The sequence below is a fragment of the Pseudomonas jinjuensis genome (genome assembly GCF_900103845.1).
GTDB classification, from domain to species: domain Bacteria; phylum Pseudomonadota; class Gammaproteobacteria; order Pseudomonadales; family Pseudomonadaceae; genus Pseudomonas; species Pseudomonas jinjuensis.
In genome coordinates, this window is sequence record NZ_FNIJ01000002.1 from 154318 (window position 1) to 175782 (window position 21465).

Sequence of the window (21465 nt, forward strand, 5' to 3'; positions counted from 1 at the left end):
GGCTCGCTCCTTTGCGGGGATGAAGGATCAGGGCCGTCCCTGCTGGAGCACCGCGCGGGTGGCGAGGTCGTCCTCGCTATGCGCAATATTTTGCACATCCGGCCGGAAGGGACAAGCTTCCGGCCGGGCGGGCAGGGCTCAGATGCCCTGCGGGATTTCCTCGCCGCCGAGGGCTTCGAACAGCGCCGGGAGGAATTCGGCGAAGGTCAGCATCATCAGGGTGAAGCTGGCGTCGAGCTGGCCGAGGGCATCCTCGCCGCCGTCCTGCTCGGCCTGCTCCTGCAGCAGGTCTTCGAAGCGCAGGCGCTTGATCGCCAGCTTGTCGTCGAGGATGAACGACAGCTTGTCCGACCAGGCCAGCGACAGCTGGGTGACCAGCTTGCCGGAGCTGAGGTGCAGCTGGATTTCGTCGCTGGTGAGGTCCTGGCGCTTGCAGCGCACCACGCCGCCGTCCTCGTGGGTGTCGCGCAGCTCGCACTCGTCGAGGACGTGGAAGTCGCCGGCGGCTTCCTGGGTCTTCACCCAGTCGGTGAGGGTGGCGGTCGGCGCGACCTTCACGCTCAGCGGGCGCACCGGCAGCGAGCCGATGGCTTCGCGCAGGGTGGAGAGCAGGTCCTCGGCCTTCTTCGCGCTGGAGGAGTCGACCAGGATCAGGCCGAGGCTCGGCGCGATCGCCGCGAAGGTGGCGGAGCGGCGGATGAAGGCGCGCGGCAGCAGGGTCTGGACGATCTCGTCCTTCAGCTGGTCGCGTTCCTTCTTGTAGACCTTGCGCATCTGCGCGGTCTCGATTTCATCGACCTTGTCCTTCAGCGCATCGCGCACCACGCTGCCCGGCAGGATGCGTTCTTCCTTGCGCGCGGAGATCAGGAAGAAATCCTGGCTGACATGCACCAGCGGGGCGTCCGGCCCCTTGCCGAACGGAGCGGTGAAGCCGTAGGTCGTCAGCTCCTGGCTGGCGCAGGGGCGCGCCGGCTTGCTGGCCAAGGCCTTTTCGAGGCTGTCGGCATCGATCTGCAGATCCTGGGTGAGGCGGTACACGAGCAGATTGCGGAACCACATGACGGTCGGACTCCTGGACACAAAGGACGCATTATTCCGCTCGGCAGCGTCCAGGCCAACCCCGTCCCTGCGTTCGTGGGTTTTTCCTAAGCCTTTGGAACTTCTGAAAAATTTTTTCACTCGGGGGCTTGTCAGGGTGAATCTCCCTCCGTAGAATGCGCACCACTTCGAGACGAAGGGTGATTAGCTCAGCTGGGAGAGCATCTGCCTTACAAGCAGAGGGTCGGCGGTTCGATCCCGTCATCACCCACCAATCTCGGGTCCGACGCAGCGGTAGTTCAGTCGGTTAGAATACCGGCCTGTCACGCCGGGGGTCGCGGGTTCGAGTCCCGTCCGCTGCGCCATATTCGAAAGCCCTCAGGCAGAAATGCCTGGGGGCTTTTTCATTTCCCCGCAATATCCCGCCATATTCCTGAAGTTCCGTTTCGGAACTTCCTACATGCCGACTGTTCCTATTCCCCATAGCCACTGGCCGCTAGCCCCTGATAAGCTCGCGGCTTCACCGATATGCCTGCATGGCGGACAGACTAAGGAACTCAGCATGAAACAACATCGGTTGGCGATGGCCATCGCTCTGGTCGGGCTGGTTCTCTCCGGCTGCGATTCGCAGACCAAGGTAGAACTCACCACCCCGGCGCAGAAGGCGTCCTATGGCATCGGCCTGAACATGGGCAAGAGTCTGGTCCAGGAAGGCATGGATGACCTGGATTCCAAGGCTGTCGCCCTGGGCATCGAGGATGCTGTCACCAAGCAGAAGCAGAAGCTGACCGATGAAGAGCTGACCGAGGCCTTCACCTTCCTGCAGAAGCGTTCCGAAGAGCGCCTGGTCAAGCTGAACGAAGAAACCGCCAAGGCCGGCAAGAAGTTCCTCGAGGACAACGGCAAGCGCGAAGGCGTGGTCACCACCAAGTCCGGCCTGCAGTACGAAGTCGTGAAGAAGGGCGAAGGCCCGCAGCCGAAGCCGAGCGACGTGGTCACCGTCCACTACGAAGGCAAGCTGACCGATGGCACCGTGTTCGACAGCTCCATCCAGCGCGGCAGCCCGATCGACCTGCCGGTGAGCGGCGTGATTCCGGGCTGGGTCGAAGGCCTGCAGCTGATGCACGTCGGCGAGAAGGTCAAGCTGTTCATCCCCAGCGAGCTGGCCTATGGCGAGCAGAGCCCGAGCCCGGCGATTCCGGCCAACTCGGTGCTGGTGTTCGATCTGGAACTGCTCGGCATCAAGGACCAGAACGCGCCGCAGGACCAGCCGGCTGAACAGAAGAACTGAGTACTTTCGTACCAGCGAAAACGCCCCGCCAGATGCGGGGCGTTTTCATTTGGCGGCGAGCGTCGGCCGTCGTGGAGAATGCCGCGGCGCCGCGGTGTTACCCTTATGCACATTCTTGTCGCAGCTGGCTGGAAATCCGGTGCTTGACATGAGCGCGCTCATCGAATAGCCCCAAACGCATGATTTTAAACGCTTTTATCTGGCTGGATAAAAAGTGGACGATTTGTCCGGGCGCCCGCTGAAATGGGCTTTCCGGATGGATCGGAGGCGAATTTCAACAGACTTATCCACAGGAAGGGTGGATAACCCGCGCAGCACCACGCGCAGCGAGGCCCCTATGAAAAAGCTTCCCGGATTCGATCGCTACCTCAGTCTTGCCAGCCGCTTCTTGGCTCGCGGCCGCCTGCCGGCCCTGCTGCTGGCGGTGGCGCGCAAGCGCTCGCGGCTGCGTCTGGTCAAGGCTGACCTCAACCTGCTGCAGGAACTGCTGGTGGCCTTCGTGCGCGGGCAGTATCGCGGGATCAGCCCGCAGGCGCTGCTGTCGATCGTCGCCGCGCTGTTGTACTTCCTCACCCCGGTGGACGCGATTCCCGACTGGGTGGTCGGCGTCGGCCTGCTCGACGACCTGGCAGTGCTGGGTTGGGTGGTGCGCCGCTGGCAGCTGGAGCTGGATGCATTCAAGGTGTGGCGCGACAGCCAGGGCAGCGACGTGCGCGAGTCGCTGAAGTCGTTGCCCGCGCCGGAGAAAACCGGTTCACGCTGACGCGGGAGAAAATCGCGGATCGGCCTGAACATGCCGTCCCAGGCGCTGTCCGAGGCAGACGAAGGCAGCCAATCAGCGTTTCATGGTCGATACTTATCGCACGGGGCACTGGTCCTGACGCTGTCAGCGCTTGGTAAGATGACGGCTTGCAAGGAGTGTTGTCATGAACGTTCAAGTGATCATGCGTGACGGCGAAGCTGAATATGCCGTTGTCCCCTGGGCGGATTACCAGGCATTGCTGGCGGCCGCCGGAAAGACTGCCGCCCAGCCCGTTTCCCCACCTCTCGCCGCGACCGCGGCATCGGGCACTCCCGACTGGCGCAGCCTGCGCGAGGCGCGCGGGTTCTCCGTCGAACAGGTGGCGCGCTCGGTGGGGATCAGCCCGTCCTATCTGGAACTGATCGAGAGCGGCGAGCGGGAAGCCAGCGAGGCGATCCAGTTCGGCCTGCGTCGTGCCCTGGGGATGAATGCGGAGTCCGGCCTTTGAGCGTACATATCAGTCGCAAGCATTGGCAGGGGCTGCTCGTCGAACTGGAAGATGCCCGCCGGCAACGTCATCTGCTGACCTACCGGGCGCTGATCGAGCGCCTGCAATTGCCGACACCGGCAATGACCACCCTCACCGCCGCCCTGGAACACCTGGCGGCGCTGGACGCCCGGGCGGGCCGGCCGTTGCGCAGCTCGCTGGTGATCAGCCAGGGCGCCAGCCGCCTGCCGCGTACCGGCTTCTTCGAATGCGTCGAGCGCCTCGGGCGTTTCTCCGGCGCCCCCGACGGTCCCGCCGCGGCCGGCTGGCATGCCTCGGAAGTGGTGCGCGTCTTCGAGTTCAGTTATCCGGAAGACCTGTGATGGCTGGCCTTTCCGAGCGCTGGTGGCGCCTGCGCGCGCGACTGGCATACGCGGTGGCGCGGCGCCTGATGGGCTGGCCCTGGCTGGTGAAGCAACCGCGTGCCTGGCAGTGGATGCAGGGCCAGTTCGCGCGCATGGCGAACCTGGGCGATCTGCCGGCGCAGAGCTTCTACGGCCATCTGCTGCTGTTCAGGGGGCAGGGGTTCGGCGCGCGGGAGGAGGGGATGCGCCTGTTGCGCCTGGCGGCAGCGGCGGGCGATGCCAAGTCCGCCTACCAGTTGGGCGTCCAGGCTCTCGCCGGCGACAGCCGCAATGCGCCGGATGCCGGCGAGGCCGCACGCTACTGGACGCAGGCCGCCGACAGGGGCCATCCGCTGGCGGAGCGCAAGCTGGCCGAACTGTATCGCCAGGGCGGTCCCGGGCTGATGGTGGACGAGGACATGGCGGCGCGTTTCGAGCGGCGGGCGGGGGAGCTGGGGTTGTAGAAGCGACCCCGTTCCTTCCACAGAGTCCGTAGGGCGGGTGCAGCCCGCCGTTTCGGAGCGATGAACCTGGCGGGTTTCACCCGCCTACGGTTCGAGCAAAAAGAAAGGGCCGGTTTCCCGGCCCTTCTTCATTCCAGCGGATCAGTGCTTGGCCAGCGCCGAATCCAGGTTCAGGTAGTCGATCAGGATGTGCCCGGACTCGGTCAGGTAGGCGTCGTCCTGCGGCTTGGTCTTGTCGTCGTCCGCCAGGGCGTTCTCGTCTTCCTTCTTCAGTTCCTTCAGCGGCTCCTGGCCCTTGGACTTGCGCAGGGCGTTTTCCATCGCCAGTTGGCGGCTCTCGATGCTGCTCTGCTGGGCGCGGCGCTTGGCTTCGTTGAGGCTGACGGTCTTCTCGCGCATCAGTTCCTGGGCCAGGGCCAGGCGCTCACGGGCGTAGACGAAGTCGGCATTGTTCTCGGTGCGCGCGTCGTGGCGGGTCTTCAGCTGATCGAGGAACGGCTTGAACGGATCGGCCTGGGCCTTCAGCACCGGGCGGATGGTGTCCCACGGCATCGAGTCGGGCAGGGCGCTTTCGCCGATTTCCTTGTCGTCGACGATGGACGGGTAGCTGATGTCCGGGATCACGCCCTGGTGCTGGGTGCTCTGCCCGGAGACACGGTAGAACTTGGCCAGGGTCAGCTTCAGCTCGCCGTGGTTGAGCGGCTGGATGGTCTGCACGGTGCCCTTGCCGAAGGTCTGCCCGCCGACGATCAGCGCGCGGTGGTAGTCCTGCATGGCGCCGGCGAAGATTTCCGAGGCCGAGGCGGACAGGCGGTTGACCAGCACGGTCATCGGCCCGGTGTAGAAGGCCTTGCCTTCGTCGTCGTTGAGCACGTCGACGCGGCCGTCGCTGTTGCGCACCAGCACGGTCGGGCCCTGGTCGATGAACAGGCCGGTCAGCTCGGTAGCTTCCTGCAGGGAACCGCCGCCGTTGTTGCGCAGGTCGATGACGATGCCGTCGACTTTCTCTTTCTGCAGCTCGCCGATCAGTTTCTTAACGTCGCGGGTGGTGCTCTTGTAGTTCGGGTCGCCCGAGCGGTAGGCCTTGAAGTCCAGGTAGAAGGCCGGCACGTCGATGACGCCGAGCTTGTAGCTGCGGCCTTCGTGATCGATGGTGATCACCGATTTCTTCGCCGCCTGGTCTTCCAGCTTCACCGCTTCGCGGATGATGGTGACGATCTTGCTGGTCTGGTCGTTCGGCGCGTTGCTCGCCGGGATGACTTCCAGGCGCACCTGCGAGCCCTTCGGCCCGCGGATCAGCTTGACCACCTCGTCCAGGCGCCAGCCGACCACGTCGACCATCTCTTCCTTGCCCTGGGCGACGCCGATGATCTTGTCGGACGGTGCGAGCTGCTTGCTCTTCTCCGCCGGACCGGCCGGCACCAGGCGCACGACCTTCACGTAGTCGTTGTCGCTCTGCAGCACCGCGCCGATGCCTTCCAGCGACAGGCTCATGTTGATGTCGAAGTTTTCCGCGCTGTCCGGCGACAGGTACTGGGTGTGCGGGTCGTAGGACTGGGCGAAGGCGTTGATGTAGGCCTGGAAGATGTCCTCGCCGCGGGTCTGCTCCAGGCGCAGCAGCTGGTTCTTGTAGCGCTTGGTCAGCTGTTCCTGGATGGCCTTGTCATCCTTGCCGGCGATCTTCAGGCGCAGCACCTCGTCCTTCACCTTGCGCCGCCAGAGATCGTCGAGCTCGGCCCGGTTCTTCGCCCAGGCCGATTTCTCGCGGTCGATCTCCAGGCTTTCGTCGGCCTTGAAATCGATCTTGCCGACGCCCTTGCCGAGCATCGCCAGGGCGAAGTCCAGGCGTTCCTTCACCCGGTCGAGATGGCGCTTGTAGATGGTGAAGCCCGGGTCCAGCTCGCCGGTCTTGAGGAAGTCGTCGAACTGGGTGCGCCAGGGCGCGAATTCCTTGATGTCCGCGGCGGTGAAGTACATCCGCGCCGGGTCCAGGGACTTCACGTAGCTGTCATAGATCTTCGCCGAGCGCTCGTCGTTCAGCGGCGGCTTGCTGTAGTGGTGGCGCTTGAGCAGCTCCACGATGTTCAGGCTGGCGATCACCTGCTCGCGGTCTGGCTGCAGGCCATCCCACGCATCACTGCTGGACGTGGCGGCGAACGACGACAGCGCGGTTGCGCCAAGGATTAGCAACAGGGCGGTGCGGGGCAGAAATCGCTTCATGCTGATTCGACTGAGCGGAGAGTTATGACGCATATTAGGCCGTATCTGGCTGCGCCGGGTTCACTCGACAGAAGAATTCGGCGCGAAGAGGAGAGTTGGCCCGACACGCAGTGCGGGCATCTGGAATCACTATGGAGGCAGCGTGAAAGCATTGCAAGGCATCGAGGGGCAGCTGGTCTGGGGAGAACGGCCGAGTCCGACCTGTGGCGCCGGGCAGATCCGCATTCGCGTGGCGGCGGCTGGGATCAACCGCGCCGACCTGCTGCAGAAGGCCGGGCTCTACCCCCCGCCACCCGGGGCCAGCGACATCCTCGGCCTGGAGTGCGCCGGCGTGGTGACCGAGGTCGGCGCCGGTGCGCAGTGGCAGGTGGGCGACCGCGTCTGCGCGCTGCTCGCCGGGGGTGGCATGGCCGCGGAAGTGGTGGTCGACGGCCGCCACGCCCTGCCGGCGCCGCAAGGCCTGTCGCTGGCCGAGGCGGCGGCGCTGCCCGAGGTATATGCCACCGCCTGGCTCAACCTGTTCCAGCTCGGCGCCCTGCAGCCCGGCGAGAAGGTGCTGCTGCACGCCGGCGCCAGCGGTGTCGGTTCCGCCGGCATCCAGCTGTGCAAGGCCTTCGGCAACCCCTGCCGGGTCAGCGTCGGCTCGGCCGAACGCCTGGCCTACTGCGAATCCCTCGGTGCCGAAGGCGGCGCGCTGCGTGGGGAGAGCCTGGAGGACCTGCGCGATTTCGCCCCGTTCGACGTCATTCTCGACCCGGTCGGCGCCAACTACGCCGCGCTGGACCTGGACCTGCTGCGCACCGACGGCCGCTGGGTGATCATCGGCCTGATGGGCGGGCGCAAGGCCGAACTCGACCTGGCCAAGGTGCTGGGCAAGCGCATCCAGGTCATCGGCTCGACCCTGCGCACCCGCAACGACGACTTCAAGGCACGGCTGATCGCCGACCTGCGCGAGAAGGTCTGGCCGCTGTTCGCCACTGGCGCGCTGAAGCCGCAGCTGGAGCGCAGCTTCGCGGCCGCCGATGCGGAAGCGGCGTTCGAGGCCCTGGCGAGCAACCAGGTGCAGGGGAAGGTGGTGCTCGTGCTGGACGAAAGCCTGGCCTGATTCACTCCCCTCTTCCGCAAGGGGAGAGGGGAGCACCGCTCCCGCATTCAGAAGTTCTTCCCGAGATCGATGTACAGCGCATGCTCGCTGGCATCGTTCAGCCCGAAGCTGAACGACAGCGGCCCCAGCGGCGTCTCGAAGCCGAACATGACGCTGCCGGCATTCACGTAGCCAGTGTCGAAGCTGTTGTCGTTGTTCCACACCCGGCCGCGCTCCAGGCTGCCGCCGATATAGAAGGGGAAGTCCAGCGGCAGGAACGGCCGCTCGCTCAGCCGCCGGTAATAGATGAGGCGGCCGAGGGCGTAGTTCTGCCCGGCCAGTGAATCCTGGCGGAAGCCGGACAGCTGCCGCGCGCCGCCGAGCAGGAAGCTGGACACCACCACGTCGGCATCGTCCAGGGTGCGGCCGTAGGCGCCGCCGAGCACCCAGGTGTCGGCGTCCAGGCTGAACGCCTTGTCCAGTTTCAGGTTCCACTGCCGGTAGCGGTCGTCGTCGCCCAGTCCCGGGTCGTGCTGGCGCAGGCTGAGCTGGATGTCCTCGCCCTCGTGGGGGACGTCGACGTTGTCCATGGTGTCGAAGGAATACTTCAGCTCGTAGTAGCCCTCGTCGAAGCTGAAATCCGGCAGGTCCTGCTCGCCGATGCGCACGTCGGCGTTGCCGAAGGTCTGCGCCACGCCGAAGCGGATCTCGCCGTTGTTGGCGATCTGCCGGCCGAGGTTGAGGCCGTAGCCGTAGCGCTCCAGGCGGTATTCGGCGATCGGGTCGTCATCGTCGGTGGCCTCGATGTTCTGCGCCTCGTTGAGCACGTAGGGCGCGACGAAGTAGCGCGAGCCGACGTCCAGCGGCTGGTAGAACTCGCTGTAGAGCTCCTGGTGATGGCCGATCTGCAGGCGCGTCAGCCATTCCGCGCCAAGCCGGTTGATGCCGTTGACCCGGTAGCTGGCGCCGACGTTGAAGGTGCTGTCGCCGCGCAGGTCGTCCGACAGGTTCAGGCCCAGCCGCAGGTAGTCGGTACCGGCGCGCTTGCCGTGGGCATGGATCACCAGCGCGTTGCCGCCTTTCTCGCGCACCACGCGGTATTGCACCTGGTCGAAGTAGTCGAGGCCGTACAGCGTGCTCATGTCGCTCTGCAGGCGGTCGAGGTTCAGCGGCTCGCCGAGGGGCTGGCGGATGTAGTGGCGGATCACCTCGTCGCTGACCTTGGAATCGTTCTCCACGCGGATGCTGCTGATCACCGGCTGGCGCTGGCCGGGCGTGCGCGCTTCGGCCAGGGCGAGGGTCTGGCTGCCTTCCGGACTGCCGAGCGCGGCCAGGCGCGGGGCGAGCGCGGTGGCGGCGCGGTAGCCGGCGTCGATCAACTGCTCGACGCGGTTGAAGTCGGCCGAACCGTAGCCGCTCAGCGGCGGCTGGATCAGCACGTCGTCGACCTTCAGCGTGGCCAGCTGCGCCTCGGAATTGCTGCGGGTCATCAGCGTGGTCGCCTGGTTCATCACGTCGAGCACGGTGAGCAGGTTCTTGCGGTCCAGCAGCGGCGTGCCGATGTCCACCACTATGACCATGTCGACGCCCATGCCGCGCGCCACGTCGATCGGCACGTTGTCGGTCATGCCGCCGTCCACCAGCAGCCGGCCGCCGATCTCCACCGGGGCGAATACCGCCGGGATAGACATGCTGGCGCGGATCACCTGGGGCAGGTGGCCCTTGCCGAACACCACCTTCTCGCCGGTGGCGATGTCGGTGGTGACGGCGCGGAACGGGATCGCCAGTTTGTCGAAGTCACGGGTGTCGCTGGTGTGCACCAGCAGGCGCTCCAGCACCATCGACAGGTTCTGCCCCTGGATCACCCCGAGCGGGATGCCGAGGGTGCCGTCGTCGCGGAAGCTGAGCTTCTGCTTGACCAGGAAGTCGCGGTCGTCCTGCTTGCGGCGGAAGGGGATGTCCTTGCGCGGCGGCGAGTCGGAGAGCGTCTGCTGCCAGTCCAGGCCGAGGGCGATGCGCTCCAGCTCCGGCGGACTGTAGCCGGCCGCGTAGAGCCCGCCGATCACCGCGCCCATGCTGGTGCCGGCGATGGCGTCGACGTGCACGCCCTGTTCGTCCAGCGCCTTCAGCACGCCGATGTGCGCGAGCCCGCGTGCGGCGCCGCCGGAGAGCACCAGGCCGATCTTCGGCCGCTGTTCGGCGGCATTCAGGAGGAGAGGGGCGAAAAGCAGGAGGGCGAGCAAAAGGCGTCGCATGAAATGGTCCGGATAGGCTGTCCCGGCCGCTATTATAGGCGCCAGTCCCCCAAGCCAGAGCCTCGCCATGCCCAGCGCCAAAGCGGAAATCGTCATCACCTATTGCACCCAGTGCCAGTGGCTGCTGCGCGCCGCCTGGCTGGCCCAGGAACTGCTCAGCACCTTTTCCGACGATCTCGGCAAGGTCAGCCTGGAGCCGGGTACCGGCGGGGTGTTCCGCATCACCTGCGACGGCGTGCAGATCTGGGAACGCAAGGCCGACGGCGGCTTCCCCGAGGCCAAGGTGCTCAAGCAGCGGGTGCGCGACCGGATCGATCCGCAGCGGGACCTGGGGCATAACGATCGGGCATGAGTGTCCTGCACGACTCCGTGGGAACGATAGAGAACACCTGTAGGAGCGGGCCATGCCCGCGACCCTGCGGCGGGTCGCGGGCATGGCCCGTCGATTAGATGCTTAGCAAGCTATCTTTCATGTCCTAAGTCAAAGGCCTTCCCGCCTTGTAAGAATATTCTGGCGACACCCCATTCTCCGGAACGAGTGTCCCACATGAGCATCATCGTCACTGGCGCCGCCGGCTTCATCGGCAGCAACCTGGTCAAGGCGCTCAACCAGCGTGGCGAAACCGACATCATCGCGGTGGACGACCTGACCGAAGGCGACAAATTCCGCAACCTCGCGGACTGCGAGATCAGCGACTACCTGGACAAGCGCGATTTCGTCGAACGCTACGCCCGCGGCGTGTTCGGCGTGGTCCGTGCGCTGTTCCACCAGGGCGCCTGCTCCAGCACCATGGAGAGCGACGGGCGCTACATGATGGACAACAACTACCGCTACAGCTGCGACCTGCTCAGCGCCAGCCTGTCGCTGGGCGTGCCGTTCCTCTATGCCTCCTCTGCGTCGGTGTACGGCGACGGGCCGATATTCCGCGAGGATCGCGCCTGGGAACGTCCGCTGAATGTCTACGGCTATTCCAAGTTCCTCTTCGACCAGCGCGTGCGCCGCGAGCTGCCTCATGCGCGCAGCCAGATCGTCGGCCTGCGCTACTTCAACGTCTACGGCCCGCGCGAGCAGCACAAGGGACGCATGGCCTCGGTGGCGTTCCACTGCTTCAACCAGTACCGCGCCAACGGCAAGGTGCAGCTGTTCGGCAGCTACGGCGACTACCCGGCCGGCGGCCACCTGCGTGATTTCGTCTCGGTGGAGGACGTGGCCGCGGTCAACCTGCACTTCCTCGACTCGCCGGCGCAGAGCGGCATCTTCAACCTCGGCAGCGGCCGCGCCCAGCCGTTCAACGACGTGGCGCTGGCGGTCATCAACAGCCTGCGCGAGCAGGACGACCAGCCGCCGCTGACCCTGGAACAGGCCATCGGCCGCGGCGTGCTGGAGTACAGCGAGTTTCCCGACCAGTTGCGCGGCAAGTACCAGTGCTACACCTGCGCCGACATCGACCTGCTGCGCGAGGCGGGCTACCGGGCGCCGACGCTGAGCGTCGAGCAGGGCGTCGAACGCTACTGCCGCTGGCTGCTGAAACAGGCCGCCTGAGTTTTTTACTCAACCTTTACCAGGAGCTGACACCCACTGGCTGAATGACGCGCGATCATTGACCCCATGGCGATGACGCGCCACCGAACAGGCCGCCCTGCATGCGATCGTGCGATGAGACCCTTCGAAGTTGCCTCCCCGGGTATGAAGTCTCGCAGTACGCACAGTTGCAGGGCGGCCTTCTTTTTATCTGCTGATCCGCGCGCTGAGAAAGGTGGCGAAGATGATCAGCGCGCCGCCCGCCAGCATGCGCGGCCCCGGTTCCTCGCCGAACAGCATTGCGGCGAAGGCGATGCCGTAGACCGGCTCCAGGGCGAAGATCACCGCCGCCGTGCGCGCCTTGATCAGGCGCAGGCTGGCGACGAACAGGCTGTGCGCGACGCCGGTGCAGAGCACGCCGAGCAGCACCAACCACAGCCAGTCGATGGCGCGCACATGGGGCAGCTCGACGATGGCGAAGGGCAGCAGGCAGGCGAGGATGGTCAGGTTCTGGCACAGCGCCGCCTGGATCGGATCGACGCCGCGCACGCTGACCCGGTTGGCCAGCGACAGCAGCGAGAACAGCAGCCCCGACAGCACGCCCCAGAGCAATCCCAGGGTCGCGCCGCTGGCGAAATCGAACGCCGGCGTGACCATCACCAGGCCGATGCAGACCAGCGCGACGATGCCGTATTCCGCCGGGCGGATGCGCTCGCGGAACAGCAGCCCCTCCAGCAGCACGGTGAAGGCCGGGAACGCGGCGAAGCCGAGGGTGGCGACCGCGACGTTGCCGACCTTCACCGCGAGGAAGAAGGTCAGCCAGTGCGCGCACAGCAGCAATCCGCTGCCGAACAGCATCGCCGCCTGGCGCAGGCTGGGCCGCGACTGGCGGGACAGATGGCCGGCGAAGCCGCCCAGGGCCAGCACGCCGAACAGCGCGCGGCCGAAGACGATCACCAGCGGGCCGGCGAGGATCAGTTTGCCGAAGATGCCGGAGAGCCCGAACATCAGCGCGCCGACGTGCAGGCCGAGCAGGGCGGAGCGGGGTGTCAGCTGCATCTCAGGCCAGCCGCGCGCCGTTCGGCAGCGGCTGGTCGAAGCCGGCCAGGACCACCTTGTCGTCGCTGTCGTAGACGCCGGTCACCAGCACCTCCGAACGCACCCCGGCGATGGATTTCGCCGCGAAGTTGCAGACGCACAGCACCTGCCGGCCGATCAGCCGTTCGACGGAATAGTGCGCGGTGATCTGCGCGCTGGAGGTCTTCAGCCCCAGCGGGCCGAGATCGACCTGCAGCACGTAGGCGGGTTTGCGCGCCTTCACGTTGGGTTCGGCATGGACGATGGTGCCGACGCGCAGCTCGACGCGCTCGAAATCCTGCCATTCGATGGTTTGCATGGGTTCTGACTGCATGGCTTCCTCCTGGATGCCGGCAGTCTAGGGGCCCGGGCGGGCTTTGTCTGTCGCGCGGCTAGCGGGAATTGTCGCGCGCCTCGCGGCGCAACTGGCGCGGGGTGACGCCGAACTCGCGGACCAGCGCGGCGGTGAAGGCGCTCTGCGAGGCGTAACCGACCCGCGCGGCGATCTCGCCCACCGCCAGGCCACTATTGCAGAGCAGCTCGCGGCCCTGGCGCAGGCGGCGCAGACGCACGTAGTCCATCGGCGTCTGCCCGGTCTCGGCGAGGAAGCGGGCGTGGAAGCGCGCGGCGGAGAGGCCGGAGAGACGCGCCAGGTCGGCGACCTGCAGCGGATGGCCGGCATGCCGGTCGATATAGCTGTCCAGGCTGGCCAGTGGCAGGCAGGTGGGTTCGGACTGCGCTTCGCCACCGGCGGCAAGACTGGCGAGCAGGAGGATGGCGCCCTGGCGGGCGATCACCGGGTCCTGCAGCGAGCTGCCGGCCAGCCAGCCGACCAGTTGCCCCTGACTGGGGCTGAGCTGCAGCGGGCCGGAATTCTCCAGCAGGCGCCGGCCGGAGTCGGCATGCTGGCCGAGTCCGCCCAGAAGGCCATCCTCGTCGGCCAGGTCGAGCACCAGGCAATGGCTGCCGCCGGGCGCGGCGCAGGCGTGATGAGTGTCGCGCGGGACCACGGCGAGGGTCTGGCTGGTGACCCGGCTGCCTCGGCCGTCGATCTCGAATTCCAGGCTGCCGCTCAGGCCGAGCACCAGCTGCGCGTGGTCGTGGCTGTGGGCGAGGTATTCGTGGCTGTAGCGGCGCAGGGACAGGATCGGGCTCATACGGCGGCTTCCGGCGGACAGGCCGCCAGTCTAGCGTGGCGCGGGATGGATTGCTCCAGGCGACAGGCGCCGCCCGGAGCGAGGCGGATCAGAACAGCTGGCGATCGTGGTCCAGGCACTGGTCGACCAGCCACTTGCCGTGGGCGATGGAGGCGTGCTGGGCCTTCTCCAGGTCAGCCATGAAGGCGTATTCCAGCGGCAGGGTCTTGCGCTTGGTGGTCTTGCCGTCCGGCGCGACGATGTGGCAGCCGCCGGCCCAGGGAGTCGGGAGGCCGGGGTGCTCCATGACGTCGGCATGGATGGTGTAGTTGCGATAGGTGCATTCCAGGGTGCTCATCAGATCGTCCTCGCTGTCGGGCCCCCGTCGAGGTTGCTGCGCAGTGCCTGATGGGGGAGGGGGGTGGATATCCGAGCTGAGTGGGAGTCGGCACTTCTCTTGCGTACTCTTCACCATAAAACAGCCGGGCGCGGTTGCCGCGGCTTGCCGACGAACTGTCCTGCGGGTTCTACCTGCAGGAGCGCACCTGGGCGCGACCGGTCGCGGGCATGGCCCGCTCCTACACCAGGTTCGCGAGCAGGCTCGCTCCTGCAGCCACGTAGGGTGCATAACGCGCCAGCGTTATCCGCCACCACTCGGCACGGTGTCTCGGCACGGTGCCTCGACAGGGTGGATGGAACCGCGCAATCCCCCCACGAAAGCCCGCGGGACTTTCCATGCCCGGCGACTCGCGCCAGACTTGCCGCCATGCCTATCCACACCTGCTCCAGACTTGCCGACCTCGACGCCCGCCAGTGGGATGCCCTGCTGCCGGACGACCAGCCGTTCCTGCGCCACGCCTTCCTCTCCAGCCTCGAAGAGAGCGGCAGCGTTGGCGGGCGCAGCGGCTGGCGGCCGGCGCATCGTCTGGCGTTCGGCGCCGACGGCAGGTTGCTGGCGGCGGCGCCGGCCTACCTGAAAAGCCATTCCTACGGCGAGTACGTGTTCGACTGGAGCTGGGCCGAGGCCTGCCAGCGCGCCGGCATCCGCTACTACCCGAAGCTGCTGCTGGGCGTGCCCTTCACCCCGGTCAGCGGCGCCCGCCTGCTGGGCGAGGCGGAAGCGGCCCGCGCATTGCTGGAGTCGCTGGACGAGGGGCTGCACGACGGGCGCTGGTCCGGGGTGCACGTGAACTTCACCGATGCCGCCGCCGATGCGCTGCTGGCGGGCGGGAACGGCTGGCTGGAGCGGCTGGGCTGCCAGTACCACTGGTTCAACCAGGGCTACCGTGACTTCCAGGATTTCCTCGATGCCCTCGCCTCGCGCAAGCGCAAGCAGATCCGCAAGGAGCGCGAGCAGGTCGCCGGGATGGGCATCGACTTCCTCTGGCTGTCCGGGCACGAACTGGACGAGGCGCAGTGGGATTTCGTCCATGCCTGCTACGCCAGCACCTATCACGTGCGTGGTCAGGCGCCGTACCTGGACCGCGACTTCTTCAGCCTGCTGGCCGAACGCATGCCCGAATCGATCCGCGTGGTCCTGGCCCGCCGCGGCAGCCGGCCGGTGGCGATGGCCTTCAGCCTGGTCGGCGGCGATACCTTCTATGGGCGTTACTGGGGCTGCCTGGCCGAGTTCGACCGGCTGCATTTCGAGACCTGCTTCTACCAGGGCATCGATCAGGCGATCGCTGCCGGGCTTCGGCGTTTCGATGCTGGCGCCCAGGGCGAGCACAAGCTGATTCGTGGCTTCGAGCCGGTGATCACCCGCTCCTGGCATCGTCTGGCACATCCCGGTCTGCGGGCGGCGGTGGACGACTTCCTGTGCCAGGAGCGGGAGGGAATCCTGGCCTATGCCGAGGAGGCGCGAGGCCTGCTTCCCTATCGCCGGGGCTGATCAGGCGTTGCTGGTGGGGGTGCCGGCAACCGCGCCGCCCCATTCGAGGAAGCGGACCTTGTGGACTTCGCCGTCGCTGTCTTCGTACACGAGGGTCACCGGCACCACTCCGGTCAGTTGGGAGGTATCGGTGCGGTGCAGGACCTTCTGCACGTCGATCTCCATTCCGTGGTGGTACTCCACCACGGGGAGGCCTGCGCCGGGGTTCTGAATGCCGTCCTGGGCGAAAATGCTGGGCGCAAGACTGGAGAGCAGTGCGCTGACAACCGAGGCCATTTTCATAAGGCTTGTTTTCCTCTGTTGGGTTTCGCTGACTAGGACTTGATCTGACCGGGCTGGGGGCGATGGTTCACTCCACCCCTGGCCGATGGTGGCGTTCAGATGGCCATTGGCCGCGAGGTATCACCCGTGCTAGAGGGGGTGCGACCGTTCGTCACATTGGTTGAATTTTGTACTGCGGAGAGGCCCCGGACGAGCCGAATTTCTCGCCGATTCACCGAATGCAGGCGATTCTCGTCCGAAACTAATCGACCCCGACGAATCCTCCCGTCTGGTGCTGCCACAGCCGCGCATACAGCCCGCCCTGTTCCAGCAGTTCGGTATGGCTGCCGCTTTCCACGATCACCCCGCGATCCAGCACCACCAGCCGGTCCATGCGCGCGATGGTCGAGAGGCGGTGGGCGATGGCGATCACCGTCTTGCCCTGCATCAGTGTCTCCAGGCTTTCCTGGATCGCCGCTTCCACCTCGGAATCCAGCGCCGAGGTGGCTTCGTCGAGGATCAGGATCGGCGCGTCCTTGAGCAGCACGCGGGCGATGGCGATGCGCTGGCGCTGGCCGCCGGAGAGCTTCACGCCGCGCTCGCCGACCTGGGCGTCGAAGCCGCGGCGGCCCTGGGCATCGCTGAGCTGCGGGATGAATTCGTCGGCGCGGGCCTTGCGCACCGCTTCCAGCAGTTCGGCCTCGCTGGCGTCGGGCTTGCCGTAGAGCAGGTTGTCGCGGATCGAGCGGTGCAGCAGGGAAGTGTCCTGGGTGACCATGCCGATCTGCGCGCGCAGGCTGTCCTGGGTCACGCCGGCGATGTCCTGGCCGTCGATGAGGATGTGTCCGCCCTCCAGGTCGTAGAGGCGCAGCAGCAGGTTGACCAGCGTCGACTTGCCGGCGCCGGACGGCCCGACCAGGCCGATCTTCTCGCCCGGGCGCACTTGCAGGTCCAGCCCCTCGATCACCCCGCTGCCCTTGCCGTAGTGGAACACCACCCGCTCGAAGTCCACCGCGCCGCGCTCCACGCGCAGCGGCACGGCGTCGTCGTGGTCGACCACCTGGCGCGGCAGGGAGATGGTCTGCATGCCGTCCTGCACCTGGCCGATGTTCTCGAAGATGCCGCCGACCACCCACATGATCCAGCCGGACATGTTGTTGATGCGGATGACCAGGCTGGTGGCCAGGGCGATGGCGCCGACGCTGATCTGGCCGATGCTCCACAGCCACAGGGCCAGCCCGCAGGTGCCGGCGATCAGCAGGCCGTTCATGACGGTGATGCTGACGTCCATGGCGGTCACCACGCGCGAGGCCAGCTGGGTCTTCCGCGTCTGGTCGTCCATCGCCTCGCGCGCGTAGTTCTCCTCGCGACGGGTGTGGGCGAACAGCTTGAGGGTGGTGATGTTGGTGTAGCCGTCGACGATCCGCCCCATCAGCCGGGAGCGCGAATCCGAGGCGGCCACCGAGCGGCGCTTCACCTGCGGCACGAAGTGGGCGAGGGCGGCGATGTAGCCGACTATCCACAGGGCCAGCGGGACCATCAGCCGCCAGTCGGCCTCGGCGAACAGCACCAGCGAGCTGATCGCGTAGATGGTCACGTGCCACAGCGCGTCCACCGCCTGCACCGCCGAATCGCGCAGGGAATTGCCGGTCTGCATGATGCGCTGGGCGATGCGCCCGGCGAAGTCGTTCTGGAAGAAGCCGAGGCTCTGCTTGAGCACGTAGCGATGGTTCTGCCAGCGGATCAGGTTGGTCATGCTCGGGTTGATCGCCTGGTGCACCAGCAGGTCGTGCAGGCCGTTGAACAGCGGCCGCAGAAGCAGCGCGACCACGGCCATCCAGGCCAGCTCGCTGCCGTGCTGCCGGAAGAACCCGGCAGGCGGTGTGGCCTGGGCCAGGTCGACGATGCGCCCGAGGTAGCTGAACAGCGCGACCTCGATCAGCGCGACGATCAGTCCGACCAGCAGCAGCGCCAGGAACAGCGGCCAGACCTGGCGCAGGTAGTGCGCGTAGAAGCGCAGCACCTCGGCCGGAGGCATGCGCTCGGGGGCGGGGCGGAACGGGTCGATCAGGCGTTCGAAACGGCGGTAGAACATGGCGGCTCCCGGTGCTGGCGGGCCCGTCCATGGCCCGCCGGTCAGGTTGCGCCAATCAGAGGCGCTTGGCGGACAGAATCACGATGGGATCGTTGGGCACATCCTGGTACATGCCGCGGTTGCCGGTGGGCACCTTGGCGATCTGGTCGACCACGCCCATGCCGCGCACCACCTTGCCGAACACCGCATAGCCGAAGTCGCGCGCGCCGTGGTCGAGGAAGCGGTTGTCGGTGAGGTTGATGAAGAACTGGCTGGTGGCCGAGTCGACCTGGCTGGTGCGCGCCATGGCCAGGGTGCCGCGCTCGTTGAGCAGGCCGTTGTCGGCCTCGTTCTTGATCGGCGCCTGGGTGTCCTTCTCCTGCATCCGCTCGGTGAAGCCGCCGGTCTGCACCATGAAGCCGGGGATCACGCGGTGGAAGATGGTGCCGTTGTAGAAGCCGCTGTCGACGTAGGACAGGAAGTTCTTCACCGAGATCGGCGCCTTGGCGGCGTCCAGTTCCACCTCGACCTCGCCGAGGGTGGTGGACAGCAGCACGTGCGGCTTGGCCGGGTCGGCGGCGAGCACCGAGCCGGCGAGGACCAGGGTGGAGGCGGCGAGCATCAGGCGTTTGAACAGGGTCATGGGGTTTCCTTGCTGGTTACGAATGGTCGACCTGCGCGAGGAATTCGAGCAGGGTGCGGTTGAAGCGTTCCGGCTGGTCCAGCGGCGTGGCGTGGCGGGAGTCCTCGATCACCACCAGGCGTGCGCTGGGCAGGCGGTCGACGTAGGCCTGCTTGAGCGAGACCGGGGTGTAGTCGTTGTCCGCGCTGATCACCAGGGTCGGGCAGGTGATGTGTGCCAGGCGCTCCTGCACGCCCCAGCCGATGATCGCGTGGAGGCTGGAAAGGTAGGCGCGCTTGTCGTTCTGCGGCCAGCGCTGCTCGATCTTGCGCCGCAGCTCGGCCTGTTCCGGCTTGGGGAAGAGCATCTTGCCGAGCGCCTTGCCCACGGTGTCGAGGCCCATGACGCGGGCGAGGAACAGCCGCCGCGCCACTTCCAGGTATTCGCGGAAGGTCTTCGGCTTCACTTCCGGCGAGCTGTTGACGATGGTCAGGCTGCGCAGCAGGTCGGGGCGGCGGGTGGCCAGTTCGAAGCCGATCATGCCGCCCATGCTGATCCCGACCAGATGCAGCGGCGCCAGCGCGAGGTCCTCGATCAGCGCCACCACGTCGGCGGCGAAACCGGCGATGCTGTAGCGCTCGGCCGGCTTGTCCGACTGCCCGTGGCCGCGCACGTCGACGGCGATCACCCGATGGTGCTTCTCCAGCTCGGGGATCTGGTACTCCCAGTCGCGGATGCTCGAACCCAGCCCGTGCACCAGCAGGACCGGGCTGCCGTGGCCGCTGACCTCGTAGTGCAGGCGCTGGCCGGCGTGGGTGAACCAGGGCATGGGCGGTCTCCTCTCAGGCGACGCTGTCGGGGGCGGCGAAATGCGCGTCCAGCGGGACGCTGGAAAAGGTCTTGAGCAGCTCGACGAGAATCTGCGTGGCCGGGCCGAGCGGCTTTTCCTTGTTCGGATAGAGATAGAAGCGGCTCTGCCGGCTGCCGCCCTGGTGCAGCTGCAACGGCTTGAGGCGGCCGTCCTGCAGTTCGCGCTCGATCAGGTGCCGCGGCAGCCAGGCGAAGCCGAGGCCGCTGCCGACGAAGGTCGCCGCGGTGGCCAGGCTGCCCACCGTCCAGCGCTGCTCGGCGCCGAGCCAGCCGACGTCGCGCGGCTGCAGCCGGCCGGAATCGCGGATCACCACCTGCATGTGGGTTTCCAGGTCCTGGTGGGTGATCTCGCGCTGCAGGCGGTGCAGCGGATGATCGGGATGGGCGACGGCGATGAACTCCACCTGGCTCAGCTCGGCGCCCAGGTGGCCGGGAATGTTCAGGCTGCTGATGGCGAGGTCGGCGGCGCCCTGGATCAGCGCTTCCTCGACCCCGGACAGCACTTCCTCGCGCAGCAGCACGCGGCAGCCGCGGCTCTGCGGCATGAAAGCGGACAGCGCGCGGACCAGGCGCTGGGTGGGGTAGGCGGCGTCGGCCACCAGGCGCACTTCCGGCTCCCAGCCCTGTTCCATGTGGTGGGCCAGTTCTTCCAGCTGGCTGGCGGACTTCACCAGTTGCCGCGAGCGGCGCAGCAGCACCTCGCCGGCCTCGGTGAGCACCGCCTTGCGCCCGTCGATGCGCAGCAGCGGCACGCCGAGCTGCTCCTGCATGCGCGCGACGGTATAGCTGATCGACGACTGCGAGCGGTGCAGCGCCTCCGCCGCCTGGGCGAAGCCGCCGTGATCGACCACCGCCTGCAGCGTGCGCCATTGATCCAGGGTTACGCGGGGCGCTTTCATCCTCGCTTCCTCTTGCTTAATCTGGATGGCCCGATCTGGAGACCATCATGAAAAGAATCTGTTGTGCGCTGCTCGCCGCCCTGCCGCTTTCCGCCATGGCCTTCTACCCCATCGAGGTGGAGAAGCAGCTCAACGGCGCCGACGTCTACTACGACACCCAGGATGCCGGCGGCAACGTGGCCGCGATCCTGCTGCGCAACGACGGCGACCGTTCGGCCTCGTGCAAGGCGGTGTTCATGAACGGTCCGGAAAATCCCCGTACCCGCAAGGCCGTGCTGGAGCCCGGAAAGACCGCTACCCTGACTTCCAGCTTCAAGCAGCAGATCATCAAGCTGCGCATCAAGCTCACCTGCGAGCTGGTCTGACCGGCGCGCGGGCATGGGTTCCAGACTAGGATTCGACGAGCGATAAATCAACTTATCCGATTGGTTGAAGCGAAAATATTCGCTTTTTTATCGATCCGTGCATCTCTAATCTTGCCTCCATCGCAGCAAATGACCGATGGAGGTCGAATCCATGTCCCGCGTCCTGATTATCGAAAGCAGTGCCCGTCAACAAGGTTCCGTATCCCGCCAGCTGACCCGCGACTTCATCGCCCAGTGGCAGGCCGCCAATCCGGCCGACGAGATCAAGGTCCGCGACCTGGCCGTCGAACCGGTCCCGCACCTGGACGCCGACCTGCTCGGCGGCTGGATGAAGCCGGCCGACCAGCAGAGCGACAGCGAGAAGGCCGCCCTGCAGCGCTCCAACCTGCTGACCGAGGAACTGCTGGCCGCGGACGTGCTGGTGATGGCGGCGCCGATGTACAACTTCGGCATCCCGAGCACCCTGAAAGCCTGGCTGGACCACGTGCTTCGTGCCGGCGTCACCTTCAAGTACACCGAGACCGGCCCGCAGGGCCTGCTCCGCGGCAAGCGCGCCATCGTCCTCACCGCCCGCGGCGGCGTCTACGCCGGCGGCCCGCTGGACCATCAGGAACCCTACCTGCGCCAGGCCATGGCCTTCATCGGCATCCATGACGTGAGCTTCGTCCATGCCGAGGGCCTGAACCTGGGCGCCGAGTTCGCCGAGAAGGGCCTGGCGAAAGCCCGGGCGCAACTGGCGGCGGTGGCCTGATCCACAGGATTC

The 21465-nt window shown here is 66.5% G+C and carries 23 protein-coding genes and 2 tRNA genes; 13 read left to right on the forward strand and 12 right to left on the reverse strand.

Annotated features, from left to right (window positions below):
* Window positions 1-138: 138 nt before the first annotated feature.
* The gene (gene rdgC / locus BLR75_RS03165; RefSeq protein ID WP_084309920.1) at window positions 139-1059 is read right to left on the reverse strand and encodes a recombination-associated protein RdgC; all 921 of its coding nucleotides are present in this window, start codon (window positions 1057-1059) and stop codon (window positions 139-141) included.
* Window positions 1060-1236: 177 nt separating this feature from the next.
* On the opposite strand from rdgC, the gene BLR75_RS03170 reads away from it, so the two are divergent.
* From BLR75_RS03170 to BLR75_RS03200, 7 genes are all read left to right on the forward strand, one after another.
* Window positions 1237-1312 (forward strand) — tRNA-Val (locus BLR75_RS03170).
* A 14-nt stretch (window positions 1313-1326) separates the two neighbouring features.
* A tRNA-Asp gene (locus BLR75_RS03175) sits at window positions 1327-1403 on the forward strand.
* 197 nt (window positions 1404-1600) lie between these two features.
* Window positions 1601-2329, forward strand: coding sequence for a BamJ family beta-barrel-assembly machinery protein (gene bamJ, locus BLR75_RS03180; RefSeq protein WP_084309921.1), 729 nt, complete (start codon window positions 1601-1603; stop codon window positions 2327-2329).
* Between the two features lie 337 nt (window positions 2330-2666).
* Complete coding sequence (locus BLR75_RS03185) at window positions 2667-3092, forward strand: YkvA family protein (protein ID WP_084309922.1); 426 nt, start codon at window positions 2667-2669, stop codon at window positions 3090-3092.
* 163 nt (window positions 3093-3255) lie between these two features.
* Window positions 3256-3579, forward strand: coding sequence for a helix-turn-helix domain-containing protein (locus tag BLR75_RS03190; protein ID WP_084309923.1), 324 nt, complete (start codon window positions 3256-3258; stop codon window positions 3577-3579).
* The gene (locus BLR75_RS03195; RefSeq protein ID WP_084309924.1) at window positions 3576-3941 is read left to right on the forward strand and encodes a hypothetical protein; all 366 of its coding nucleotides are present in this window, start codon (window positions 3576-3578) and stop codon (window positions 3939-3941) included. The genes BLR75_RS03190 and BLR75_RS03195 overlap by 4 nt, the downstream gene beginning before the upstream one ends.
* The gene (locus BLR75_RS03200; protein ID WP_084309925.1) at window positions 3941-4426 is read left to right on the forward strand and encodes an SEL1-like repeat protein; all 486 of its coding nucleotides are present in this window, start codon (window positions 3941-3943) and stop codon (window positions 4424-4426) included. Before BLR75_RS03195 ends, BLR75_RS03200 begins: the two co-directional genes overlap by 1 nt.
* A gap of 141 nt (window positions 4427-4567) precedes the next feature.
* Here BLR75_RS03200 and BLR75_RS03205 read toward each other — a convergent pair whose 3' ends face one another.
* Entirely contained in the window at window positions 4568-6646 is a 2079-nt protein-coding gene (locus BLR75_RS03205) for a carboxy terminal-processing peptidase (protein WP_084309926.1), read from the reverse strand.
* 142 nt (window positions 6647-6788) lie between these two features.
* Between BLR75_RS03205 and BLR75_RS03210 the strand changes: the two genes are divergently transcribed.
* Window positions 6789-7751, forward strand: coding sequence for an NAD(P)H-quinone oxidoreductase (locus BLR75_RS03210; RefSeq protein ID WP_084309927.1), 963 nt, complete (start codon window positions 6789-6791; stop codon window positions 7749-7751).
* Window positions 7752-7798: 47 nt separating this feature from the next.
* Here BLR75_RS03210 and BLR75_RS03215 read toward each other — a convergent pair whose 3' ends face one another.
* Window positions 7799-9985 carry a patatin-like phospholipase family protein gene (locus BLR75_RS03215; RefSeq protein WP_084309928.1) on the reverse strand — a complete coding sequence of 729 codons (2187 nt, stop codon included), beginning with the start codon at window positions 9983-9985 and terminating at the stop codon, window positions 7799-7801.
* Window positions 9986-10052: 67 nt separating this feature from the next.
* Between BLR75_RS03215 and BLR75_RS03220 the strand changes: the two genes are divergently transcribed.
* Together BLR75_RS03220 and rfaD are read left to right on the forward strand one after the other, a co-directional pair.
* A complete protein-coding gene (locus BLR75_RS03220) occupies window positions 10053-10337 on the forward strand; it encodes an Rdx family protein (protein WP_084309929.1) in 285 nt (94 codons plus the stop codon).
* 195 nt (window positions 10338-10532) lie between these two features.
* Window positions 10533-11528: an ADP-glyceromanno-heptose 6-epimerase gene (gene rfaD, locus BLR75_RS03225; protein ID WP_084309930.1), complete on the forward strand. Its 996-nt coding sequence runs from the start codon at window positions 10533-10535 to the stop codon at window positions 11526-11528.
* Between the two features lie 186 nt (window positions 11529-11714).
* Here rfaD and BLR75_RS03230 read toward each other — a convergent pair whose 3' ends face one another.
* From BLR75_RS03230 to BLR75_RS03245, 4 genes are all read right to left on the reverse strand, one after another.
* On the reverse strand, window positions 11715-12560 hold the full coding sequence (locus BLR75_RS03230; RefSeq protein ID WP_090415996.1) for a DMT family transporter: 846 nt from the start codon (window positions 12558-12560) through the stop codon (window positions 11715-11717).
* Window positions 12561-12567: 7 nt separating this feature from the next.
* A complete protein-coding gene (locus tag BLR75_RS03235) occupies window positions 12568-12903 on the reverse strand; it encodes a tRNA-binding protein (protein WP_084309932.1) in 336 nt (111 codons plus the stop codon).
* Window positions 12904-12976: 73 nt separating this feature from the next.
* Window positions 12977-13741, reverse strand: a complete 765-nt coding sequence (locus BLR75_RS03240) for an AraC family transcriptional regulator (protein WP_084309933.1) — start codon at window positions 13739-13741, stop codon at window positions 12977-12979.
* Between the two features lie 88 nt (window positions 13742-13829).
* Complete coding sequence (locus BLR75_RS03245; protein WP_084309934.1) at window positions 13830-14078, reverse strand: hypothetical protein; 249 nt, start codon at window positions 14076-14078, stop codon at window positions 13830-13832.
* Between the two features lie 408 nt (window positions 14079-14486).
* Between BLR75_RS03245 and BLR75_RS03250 the strand changes: the two genes are divergently transcribed.
* Window positions 14487-15611: a GNAT family N-acetyltransferase gene (locus BLR75_RS03250; protein WP_084309935.1), complete on the forward strand. Its 1125-nt coding sequence runs from the start codon at window positions 14487-14489 to the stop codon at window positions 15609-15611.
* Here the strand turns inward: BLR75_RS03250 and BLR75_RS03255 are convergent, their stop codons facing one another.
* The 5 genes from BLR75_RS03255 to BLR75_RS03275 form a co-directional block, all read right to left on the reverse strand.
* Entirely contained in the window at window positions 15612-15893 is a 282-nt protein-coding gene (locus BLR75_RS03255; protein WP_084309936.1) for a DUF2790 domain-containing protein, read from the reverse strand.
* A gap of 241 nt (window positions 15894-16134) precedes the next feature.
* Complete coding sequence (locus BLR75_RS03260) at window positions 16135-17967, reverse strand: ABC transporter ATP-binding protein (protein ID WP_084309937.1); 1833 nt, start codon at window positions 17965-17967, stop codon at window positions 16135-16137.
* Between the two features lie 55 nt (window positions 17968-18022).
* Window positions 18023-18583 carry a peptidylprolyl isomerase PpiA gene (gene ppiA / locus BLR75_RS03265; RefSeq protein ID WP_084310152.1) on the reverse strand — a complete coding sequence of 187 codons (561 nt, stop codon included), beginning with the start codon at window positions 18581-18583 and terminating at the stop codon, window positions 18023-18025.
* A 22-nt stretch (window positions 18584-18605) separates the two neighbouring features.
* Window positions 18606-19397, reverse strand: a complete 792-nt coding sequence (locus BLR75_RS03270) for an alpha/beta fold hydrolase (RefSeq protein WP_084309938.1) — start codon at window positions 19395-19397, stop codon at window positions 18606-18608.
* A 13-nt stretch (window positions 19398-19410) separates the two neighbouring features.
* A complete protein-coding gene (locus tag BLR75_RS03275) occupies window positions 19411-20337 on the reverse strand; it encodes a PA3225 family LysR-type transcriptional regulator (RefSeq protein ID WP_084309939.1) in 927 nt (308 codons plus the stop codon).
* A 47-nt stretch (window positions 20338-20384) separates the two neighbouring features.
* On the opposite strand from BLR75_RS03275, the gene BLR75_RS03280 reads away from it, so the two are divergent.
* Window positions 20385-20702, forward strand: coding sequence for a 3-phosphoglycerate kinase (locus BLR75_RS03280; protein ID WP_084309940.1), 318 nt, complete (start codon window positions 20385-20387; stop codon window positions 20700-20702).
* Between the two features lie 151 nt (window positions 20703-20853).
* Window positions 20854-21453 carry an FMN-dependent NADH-azoreductase gene (locus tag BLR75_RS03285; protein WP_084310154.1) on the forward strand — a complete coding sequence of 200 codons (600 nt, stop codon included), beginning with the start codon at window positions 20854-20856 and terminating at the stop codon, window positions 21451-21453.
* Window positions 21454-21465 lie beyond the last annotated feature (12 nt).

Excerpts from the sequence above, each read along its gene's own strand:
- rdgC (WP_084309920.1), bottom strand. The coding sequence starts at position 1,059 with ATGTGGTTCCGCAATCTGCTCGTGTACCGCCTCACCCAGGATCTGCAG.
- bamJ (WP_084309921.1), top strand. The coding sequence starts at position 1,601 with ATGAAACAACATCGGTTGGCGATGGCCATCGCTCTGGTCGGGCTGGTT.
- BLR75_RS03185 (WP_084309922.1), top strand. The coding sequence starts at position 2,667 with ATGAAAAAGCTTCCCGGATTCGATCGCTACCTCAGTCTTGCCAGCCGC.
- BLR75_RS03190 (WP_084309923.1), top strand. The coding sequence starts at position 3,256 with ATGAACGTTCAAGTGATCATGCGTGACGGCGAAGCTGAATATGCCGTT.
- BLR75_RS03200 (WP_084309925.1), top strand. The coding sequence starts at position 3,941 with ATGGCTGGCCTTTCCGAGCGCTGGTGGCGCCTGCGCGCGCGACTGGCA.
- BLR75_RS03205 (WP_084309926.1), bottom strand. The coding sequence starts at position 6,646 with ATGAAGCGATTTCTGCCCCGCACCGCCCTGTTGCTAATCCTTGGCGCA.
- BLR75_RS03215 (WP_084309928.1), bottom strand. The coding sequence starts at position 9,985 with ATGCGACGCCTTTTGCTCGCCCTCCTGCTTTTCGCCCCTCTCCTCCTG.
- BLR75_RS03220 (WP_084309929.1), top strand. The coding sequence starts at position 10,053 with ATGCCCAGCGCCAAAGCGGAAATCGTCATCACCTATTGCACCCAGTGC.
- rfaD (WP_084309930.1), top strand. The coding sequence starts at position 10,533 with ATGAGCATCATCGTCACTGGCGCCGCCGGCTTCATCGGCAGCAACCTG.
- BLR75_RS03235 (WP_084309932.1), bottom strand. The coding sequence starts at position 12,903 with ATGCAAACCATCGAATGGCAGGATTTCGAGCGCGTCGAGCTGCGCGTC.
- BLR75_RS03240 (WP_084309933.1), bottom strand. The coding sequence starts at position 13,741 with ATGAGCCCGATCCTGTCCCTGCGCCGCTACAGCCACGAATACCTCGCC.
- BLR75_RS03245 (WP_084309934.1), bottom strand. The coding sequence starts at position 14,078 with ATGAGCACCCTGGAATGCACCTATCGCAACTACACCATCCATGCCGAC.
- BLR75_RS03250 (WP_084309935.1), top strand. The coding sequence starts at position 14,487 with ATGCCTATCCACACCTGCTCCAGACTTGCCGACCTCGACGCCCGCCAG.
- BLR75_RS03255 (WP_084309936.1), bottom strand. The coding sequence starts at position 15,893 with ATGAAAATGGCCTCGGTTGTCAGCGCACTGCTCTCCAGTCTTGCGCCC.
- BLR75_RS03260 (WP_084309937.1), bottom strand. The coding sequence starts at position 17,967 with ATGTTCTACCGCCGTTTCGAACGCCTGATCGACCCGTTCCGCCCCGCC.
- BLR75_RS03270 (WP_084309938.1), bottom strand. The coding sequence starts at position 19,397 with ATGCCCTGGTTCACCCACGCCGGCCAGCGCCTGCACTACGAGGTCAGC.
- BLR75_RS03275 (WP_084309939.1), bottom strand. The coding sequence starts at position 20,337 with ATGAAAGCGCCCCGCGTAACCCTGGATCAATGGCGCACGCTGCAGGCG.
- BLR75_RS03280 (WP_084309940.1), top strand. The coding sequence starts at position 20,385 with ATGAAAAGAATCTGTTGTGCGCTGCTCGCCGCCCTGCCGCTTTCCGCC.
- BLR75_RS03285 (WP_084310154.1), top strand. The coding sequence starts at position 20,854 with ATGTCCCGCGTCCTGATTATCGAAAGCAGTGCCCGTCAACAAGGTTCC.